The following is a 7,881-nucleotide window of genomic DNA, read 5'->3' as shown; positions in this document are numbered from 1 at the left end:
TTGTCGCTCACTAACTAACCTTGCAAAGGGGAGAAACCGGAAATCGAGTTCCCTCCCCTTTACAAGGGGAGGGTTAGGGTGGGGTAAAACGTATGTGTTACAAGGGTTTGATCTTAAGTTGACACCAATAAGCACTGCCATGCCCCTACGGGTGTACTCAACATCTAGGAAGAACTAGCTGTGGACAAGTTAATCATCTTAAAGTTAGGGGAGGGAAACTTTGAACAAGGGTTTACCGTGACTTTACAGATTGGCGATGAAAATGTCCGCCCGACTGTGGAAATCACAGGTGAGCTTCCCCCCAACCCGGAAATTCTCCGCGATTATCACCGTTGGCAATCTATTTATCGTAATTTAAAGTTGCCATCTCGTCCGATTGGTTTACATAAAGAACCTAACCCAGCCTCCAGCATAGAATACTGCCAGCAAGTGAGTGAGGAATTTAAAGTCAGTTTCAATACTTGGCTTGCTTCCGATTCCTTTCGTTCCATCCGCGAGAAATTGTTAGAAAAACTCATGCTTGCGGATAATATTCGGATGCTTTTACAAACCAAAGACTTGCGATTACAGAAATTTCCCTGGCATCTTTGGGATTTGCTAGAACGCTATCCCCGAGCGGAAATCGCCTTGAGCGCTCCTACCTACGAACAAGTCAACCTTAACCGCATAGCAACTAAATCCGACAAAGTAAAAATCTTAGCAATTTTGGGTAACAGTAAAGGTATTGATACCAAAGCAGACCAGGCGCTACTTAATTTATTACCCAATACAGATATCACTTTTTTAGTTGAACCACAATGCCTTGATCTTACCGATCAGCTATGGGAGCAGAATTGGCAGATTCTATTTTTCGCCGGACATAGTTCTACTCAGGAAACGAATCAAACAGGAAAAATCTATATTAATCAAACTGAAAGTTTAACAATTAGCCAGTTAAGGTATGCCTTGAAAAAGGCAGTAGAACGAGGTCTAAAACTAGCGATTTTCAATTCTTGTGATGGCTTGGGGTTGGCATGGGAGTTTGCAGATTTACATATTCCCCAAATTATCGTGATGCGAGAGCCTGTACCCGATCGCGTAGCGCAACAGTTTTTAAAGTATTTTTTAGAAGCCTTTGCGCGGGGAGACTCATTATATTTAGCCGTCAGGGAAGCACGAGAAAGGTTACAGGGACTAGAAAACCAATTTCCCTGTGCTACATGGTTGCCTATCATCTTTCAAAATCCGGCTGAGATGCCGTTGAATTGGGGGGAATTGTTTAGAAATACACCCAATCTTCCTGCATCTTTGTCTCAAACCACGCCTGTTAGAAGAACCACAAATCGGCTTGGCTTCTCATTAATCTTACTGACGAGCATGGTAGTAACTGGAATATTAATCGGGGTAAGGTATTTGGGTGTGCTGCAAACATTAGAGTTAAGTGCATTTGACCAACTAGTACGCTTGCGCCCTCCTGAAAAACCAGACTCACGCCTACTGATTGTCACTGTGACTGAAGAAGATGTCCAGGCGCAAAAACCGGAAAAACCTCAAGGTTCGTTGTCAGACAAATCACTTGCCAAACTCTTAGAAAAATTAGAGGCATATCAACCACAAGTTATTGGTTTGGATATATACCGAGATTATCCAGTGGATAAGGATTATCCAGCATTGGCAGCAAGAATGCGAAAAAGCGATCGCTTTGTGGGAGTATGTCAGATCAGTGATTCTCAAGCCGGAAAACCAGGTGTAAAACCACCCCCAGAACTTTCTTCACAGAATCTTGGTTTTAGCGATATTGCCGTAGATTCAGATAATGTCGTGCGTCGCCATTTGTTAGCGTTAACTCCCCCGCCCTCATCTCCTTGTACTGCGCCCTATGCCTTGAGTGTTCAACTTGCGCTGCGTTACCTGTATACGAAAGGAATTCGGTTGCAATTTAGCCCTGATGGCACTTGGCAATTAGGGAAGGTGACATTTAAACCAATAGAAGCTCATACCGGGGGTTATCAAGGGGTTGACGCTTTTGGACACCAAATCTTATTAAATTATCGTTCTTCTGGTTCACCAGAAGCGATACCTTCGGCAGGTTTCTCTACGAGAGGCTACGCCAACGCACCAAGTATGACCTTACAACAAGTGCTAAAGGATAAGCTAAATGCTAATGCAGTCAAAGACAAAATAGTAATTATTGGCACAACAGCAGACACTTTTGGTGATTACTGGTTAACTCCCTACATCACCCCTCAAGGAAAATTACAGGCAATACCAGGAGTATTTTTACAAGCCCAGATGGTCAGTCAATTGCTCAAGGCTGCTTTAGACGGACAACCTCTGTTGTGGACTTGGCCACTTTGGGGTGAGGTAATTTGGGTTTGGGGTTGGTCTTTTTTAGGCGGTTTGTTTACTGCCTATCTGCACCGATTCATTTACTTAAGCTTGGCAGGAGGGATAGCTATTATCAGCTTATACGCTAGCTGTTTTATATTTTTAATTGTATATAGTTGTTGGGTTCCACTAATTCCTGCTATGTTGGCTTTAGTAGTTAATAGTTTAATAGCTATAACTTACTTAAACATAAAATTTAAAAATTAATAATAACGCCAATTTAAAGCATGAAAATCGCCGTTTGGCAGGCAGAAGTCAGGAGTTTTTATGAAAAGTTATTGGCAAAAAGTACAATTCATCGCGGCACTGGGAATGACTTGCTTAGGAATTATCGGCTATTCTTCAATGATTTGGATGACACCAGTTGCGGCGGCTACTCCTAAGAAATTTTCGCCTCCTCCGCCTCCTCCAGACAGGGGTGCGGCAGGCGATCGCGGAGGGGCTGCAAGTCGTGGTTGTGGTGTTGGGAATCAGTCTGTGATTGCACTTGTACCTGTATATAAAAAGACATTAAATCAAGGGCAAACAGAAACTGTTGCTGTTACTAAAGTTTGGGGCTTGACGAATGAGGAATATCCAAAGTTTTGGTTTTTTGTCCCTTATCAAAAATCTCTAATTGATTCGATTGAGTTTGTTGTCAAAGATGAGTCAAGTAAACAAAGTCAAACTCTTTACCGAACAGTAGTAACAATACCAGAAGTACCAGGAATTATTAGCATTCCTTTAAGCGCAAATACTCCCCCATTGCAAGTAAACAAGATGTATCACTGGTTTTTCAAGATAAAAGTCATTTGCAATCCCCAACAACCTCCAGAACGAGAGTATGTGGAAGGATGGGTGCAACGGGTCAATCCAAATCCTCAATTAGTAGATAACTTGAAGCAAGTAACTCCTCAGCAACGGGTAAATCTTTATGCCGAGAATGGTATTTGGTACGATGCCTTGACTACTTTGGCTGAATTACGTCTTAGCAAACCTGAAGATCCAACTCTAGCGGTGGAGTGGATGAATTTGCTTAAATCTGTGGATTTAGAGAATTTAGCTAAACAACCCCTTATAAAATGTTGTCAATCTAATGCAAAGCAGTTATAAAAATTGCATTTTTTCTACGAGAAACATGGCGTTGTGCTTAATATTATCACCTAACCCTTCATTCTTCTCATCACCAAACTGGAGTACCAGTTATGGTGAAAATTATAAAGATTGTTTTAAATTAGCTTTTTAGCGCTGGAGCGTAGTCTAATGCAGCACGATCCCATTGTGCTAAATTGGCTGCTGCTTCGTATGTAGTTTGTAAAAACGTAAGTACCATTGCATCTGGGTCGTTAGCTTGGCGCACTGCTTCATAGGGCAGAATAAATTCTCTCATGTCTGAGCTATAACTCGCGTCTTGTGGCTGAATGGGGTAATCTTTAAATCCTTCAGGTTCTGGGTAAGCATAGGCATAGAATAAAGCTTCTTGTCCGCCACCTCCAAACCAAAAACCACAACTACTGACTTCATGCGAGTAAGCTTCTCGCGTCACCCAATCAGCCATATTCGGTACACCGCCCGGATGTTGTGGAGCGCGTCGCCCAGAAAACCGAGTCACTGCTAGGTCAAAACTGCCCCAGAAAAAATGTACTGGGCTACATTTTCCAGCATAACCAGAGCGAAATCGGCTCAAGATGCGCTCGGTTTGAACTAAAATTTGCCAAAACCGTTGAGCATATTCCCTGTCATAGGCGGTATGTTTATCATCTTGTTCAAAGGGAATGGGAGCAGCAACTTCCTGGGGCATTGTCCAAATCCGCACGTCGATGGAGATTTCTTTTAAAGCATTGATTACAGCTTGATAGAAGTTAGCAACAGATTGGGGAGCCAATTCGATGATTTTTGTTGTGCCATCGCTTGTTTCAATTAGAAGTTGATGAAGCAGAAAATTAAAGGTAATTTGAAAATTGCGGTTGCCATAGGGAATTGTTGAGGTTGTGAGTCCACGGGGTGTGACATACAAAGTTGAGTGCCACCAATGATTGATTTTAGGAGTTAATGCTAACCGAATTTTGCCAACAATCTGAGTCCATAGATGCAATGTTTCATAAGTATCTTGCCATGCAGCAACAGGTAACGGTAGCCAGTTATCAGCAGATGAACGGTGCAGAGGAGTCATGAGCCGTACCTCCATGTAAAAAATTAGCGTGAAATTACGATAAACCAATAAAGGTTTATTACATTGCGCCTCAATAATATGACTATACCAATTTGAGTTAACTTAATTTTCGCCTCTTGAAGATTGAGGACATAAATGCGTCTGCAATATGATGGGCTGGGCAAAGTACATTATCCACTGACAGTACACCATCAAATAATCTTCCTCTAATTTCTAGATTATTGATTTTATCTAAAAAAATAACTATTTCTCTATTACAGTAAATATAAGGAACTAATGGATGGGGTGTAAAACTACCTTCGCTGGCGATCGCTATGGATGCAGTTGTAAATCTGGCTTCTACCGTGCGATATAAAACTGCCCTAGACGAAAGCTAGAGCAGTTTTTGATAGAAGTAAAATATATGGGAGACAATTAACGTTGTTCCCAGTTTATCCATAATAGATACCGTTATATAATACTATTCACCTCAAGTTTCGTGTTTTACGCAAAAATCGAATAATCTTGGAGTTAGCATTACAAAGTTATAGAAATCAGCATCAGCCAACGTATCAAAGACGACATCCGCGACTTTGAGCCTCTTCCTTGGCGGGTTACAGAATATGGTTGCTAGTGATATCATGTCCGCCTAATTAGTTATAATTCCCGCATTTATGCAAAACTAGGAAAACTTCTTTCCCCCTGCTCCCCTGCGGTTTTAATAATAAGTCTTTCACCGAACACGATATGATGGGGGCTGAGAAAGCAAATCTGGAGATGGTGGAAGTAGCGTAGGCGCAGCCCGTCGTAGACATCGCTCTTAAAGCAAAGCGTAGCCAATCGATTTCCCAAAGCTGCCGAAAGTCTTACTGATGTAGGCAATTGGAGTGATGGGGTGCGGTGTTGGTGGGAAATCCGGCGCGAAGGCGCAGAAATTATAGGATTGCATTAATGGCTTTCATCACTAATTGTAATGAACGAATTAGCCGATCTACTAGCCGACCCCAAACTAGAAGCAAGAGTTGCTGCAAAAGCGATCGCCTACATAAGAAATCCCCAAGGTGTACCTTTACTTCGTTTAAAAACCCGCATCGGCGATCAAGCACCACAGGTGATTTCGGAGTGCTTCAGTGCGCGATCGCATGAATTGAATAGGAACAAGCACACATCAGTCAATAACCCGCAACTTGGGTTAATTAGCAACTTGAGTTATTAGTTGCAACTCCACAAGGATATATTTTGCTGATTTTATTCAGAAAAATAAAACAATACAGTTCAGTTAAGGCTGTGCAGTGCTTTTGATTTTAGCTAGCGATCGCAGTCGTTCATCATCGTCTACAGTATGTATGCATTTTTATACAAGTTAGCAGTGATTCTGAGTTTAAGTGTTATAGCTGCATTGCTTTTGAGTATCATATTCATAAATAATAAATTCAGTAAGTTTTTTTAGTGAAGAGGGTCTTAGAAAAATGGCAACAATTAGAAAATTTCTTGTAGGTTTAGGAACCTCAACACTTTTTTTCATTTTGACTAACAGCAAATTTGCTTATGGAGAAACAATTACATTTAACGATGTTGTTAATCCTAATCCTGGGAGAAATGCCAGCTTTAAAACTTTAAAAGTTGACAACTTTATATTTGATGCTCAAGGTGCTTTTGGTGTTGTAGACCTAGTTTTTGAGCCAAAAAACTGTGATTGTGTTCCTGGAGATTCACCTTACTTAGCAGCAGGAGGAAGTGGTAGAACTATTTCTATAAGAAATGCTGATAATGCTTTGTTTTCAATACCTAGCATTGATGCATCAAAAATAGTAGGTTTCGGTAGTAATAATGATATTACATCTCCACAAATAGTCATTAGAGGATTAAAAAACGATAACTCACAAGTATCTACGTTTTTTAATTTAGAAAACAAATTTCAAACATTTTTGCTGCCGGAAATATTTAATAATTTGCAATCTGTGACTTTTTCAGGAGTAATAAGAAAAAATTTCGATGATAATCTTGCTATTGACAATATTGTTCTGTCAGTAGCTTCAATACCGGAGCCAACTTCTACAGCAAGTTTATTAGCTATAGGCACTCTAGAGGCACTTTTAACCCTAAAACGTGGACTAAAGCAAAAAATCAAGTAGGAGGTGTTACCTACCCGCCCACTTTTTATTTATATAGCCACCTATTATATATCCTTTTCTTTGAGCGGATGAGTGTGGCGCTAGTGAAGTGGAAGAATTTTGAAATTAAAAGTTTATCACTGATGATGTCTTCACTAACATTTTACTGGTGTAATACACTGAAAGTAAGAAGTCGGATAGTTGACCGTGGAATTATCAACGCTACAAGGACAACCAGCAAGCATTCTTGGTTTGGCAGGGCAATCGATAGACGCTGCAACTGTTTTGTTGGCATTTGAGGCGGGAATCAATTACTTTTTCTTTTACAATTTAGAATCTGAAAACTTTTTGAGTGGCTTAAAATCTCTCTTGCTAACAAACCGTGAGCAAGTCTTGGTGGCAACGGGGAGTGAAAATCGAAATATACAATCTTTACGCAATTATTTGGACTCTGTGCGCCATCGCCTAGATGTCGAGCAGGTAGATGTATTTTTTATTGAATATGTTTCGCCTGCTGACGACATGACCCAGGTTCAGGTGTTGCTTGATGAACTTTATTCGTGGAAAGATAAAGGACTTGTGCGCTACGTGGGAGTTACCACACACAACCGAGCCATAGCTTTAGAAATGATAGAACGTCATCAGTGTGATGTGTTGATGCACCGCTACAATATGGCACATCGTCAGGCTGAAGAAGATGTTTTACCTGCTGCTCAAAAAGCTGGTATTCCTGTGGTGGCATTCACTTGTACGCGCTGGGGAACGTTGCTCAAAGGTGATCACAACTGGCACGGAAAGTTACCTACCGCAGTAGATTGTTATTGCTATGCGCTAAATCATCCAGGGGTGCGTCTGGCGCTCACCGCTCCCAAAACTAGGCAGCAATTGGAAGAAAATCTTGCTGTTCTGTACGCGCCCCAAATTGAAGCCCAAGAAATAGCCAAATGGCAGGAATACGGTAACTTGATTTATGGAACTGGGAAAGATGCGTTTGATACTCAGTGGGTTTGAGAGGTGGAATGGTTGAGGGGAGCGATCGCATAACACGAAACCATATTGGTATTGGACTGCGATGCAGACCTTTTTCAAGCTTTCGCTTTGAGCGTCTCGTAGAGAGGAAATCTGGCTCAGTAGCTGTTGGGCATACCTCGCAGCACCGCACTTTGACATGATCCATCTGTGAGATAGCTACGTAATAGATGCTTGAATATAGAGGTCAAATAAAAAACTGAGTGAAGTTAATTGTGCGATCGCTTCATAGTCGGCTCA

6 protein-coding genes and 1 pseudogene are annotated in these 7,881 nt (G+C 41.2%); 5 read left to right on the top strand and 2 right to left on the bottom strand.

Annotation, left to right across the window (positions count from 1 at the left end):
- Window positions 1-180: 180 nt before the first annotated feature.
- On the top strand, window positions 181-2,574 hold the full coding sequence (locus RMY00_RS18715) for a CHASE2 domain-containing protein (protein WP_322648969.1): 2,394 nt from the start codon (window positions 181-183) through the stop codon (window positions 2,572-2,574).
- Between the two features lie 60 nt (window positions 2,575-2,634).
- Window positions 2,635-3,459: a DUF928 domain-containing protein gene (locus RMY00_RS18710; RefSeq protein WP_322648968.1), complete on the top strand. Its 825-nt coding sequence runs from the start codon at window positions 2,635-2,637 to the stop codon at window positions 3,457-3,459.
- A 121-nt stretch (window positions 3,460-3,580) separates the two neighbouring features.
- Here the strand turns inward: RMY00_RS18710 and RMY00_RS18705 are convergent, their stop codons facing one another.
- On the bottom strand, window positions 3,581-4,519 hold the full coding sequence (locus RMY00_RS18705; RefSeq protein ID WP_322648967.1) for a DUF5996 family protein: 939 nt from the start codon (window positions 4,517-4,519) through the stop codon (window positions 3,581-3,583).
- 193 nt (window positions 4,520-4,712) lie between these two features.
- Window positions 4,713-4,847 (bottom strand): annotated as a pseudogene (locus RMY00_RS18700) (DUF6671 family protein); the annotation flags it as partial.
- Window positions 4,848-5,471: 624 nt separating this feature from the next.
- Between RMY00_RS18700 and RMY00_RS18695 the strand changes: the two are divergent.
- The 3 genes from RMY00_RS18695 to RMY00_RS18685 all read left to right on the top strand — a co-directional run bounded on the left by RMY00_RS18695 (window position 5,472) and on the right by RMY00_RS18685 (window position 7,623).
- Window positions 5,472-5,714: a hypothetical protein gene (locus RMY00_RS18695; RefSeq protein WP_322648966.1), complete on the top strand. Its 243-nt coding sequence runs from the start codon at window positions 5,472-5,474 to the stop codon at window positions 5,712-5,714.
- A 253-nt stretch (window positions 5,715-5,967) separates the two neighbouring features.
- The gene (locus RMY00_RS18690) at window positions 5,968-6,633 is read left to right on the top strand and encodes a hypothetical protein (RefSeq protein WP_322648965.1); all 666 of its coding nucleotides are present in this window, start codon (window positions 5,968-5,970) and stop codon (window positions 6,631-6,633) included.
- Between the two features lie 186 nt (window positions 6,634-6,819).
- Window positions 6,820-7,623 carry an aldo/keto reductase gene (locus tag RMY00_RS18685; RefSeq protein WP_322648964.1) on the top strand — a complete coding sequence of 268 codons (804 nt, stop codon included), beginning with the start codon at window positions 6,820-6,822 and terminating at the stop codon, window positions 7,621-7,623.
- The last annotated feature ends 258 nt before the right edge of the window (window positions 7,624-7,881 follow it).

It is taken from the genome of Nostoc sp. ChiVER01 (genome assembly GCF_034531155.1).
Lineage (GTDB): Bacteria > Cyanobacteriota > Cyanobacteriia > Cyanobacteriales > Nostocaceae > Nostoc.
Note: the sequence above shows the minus strand (reverse complement) of the source record. Positions and strands in the feature narration are given on the sequence as shown.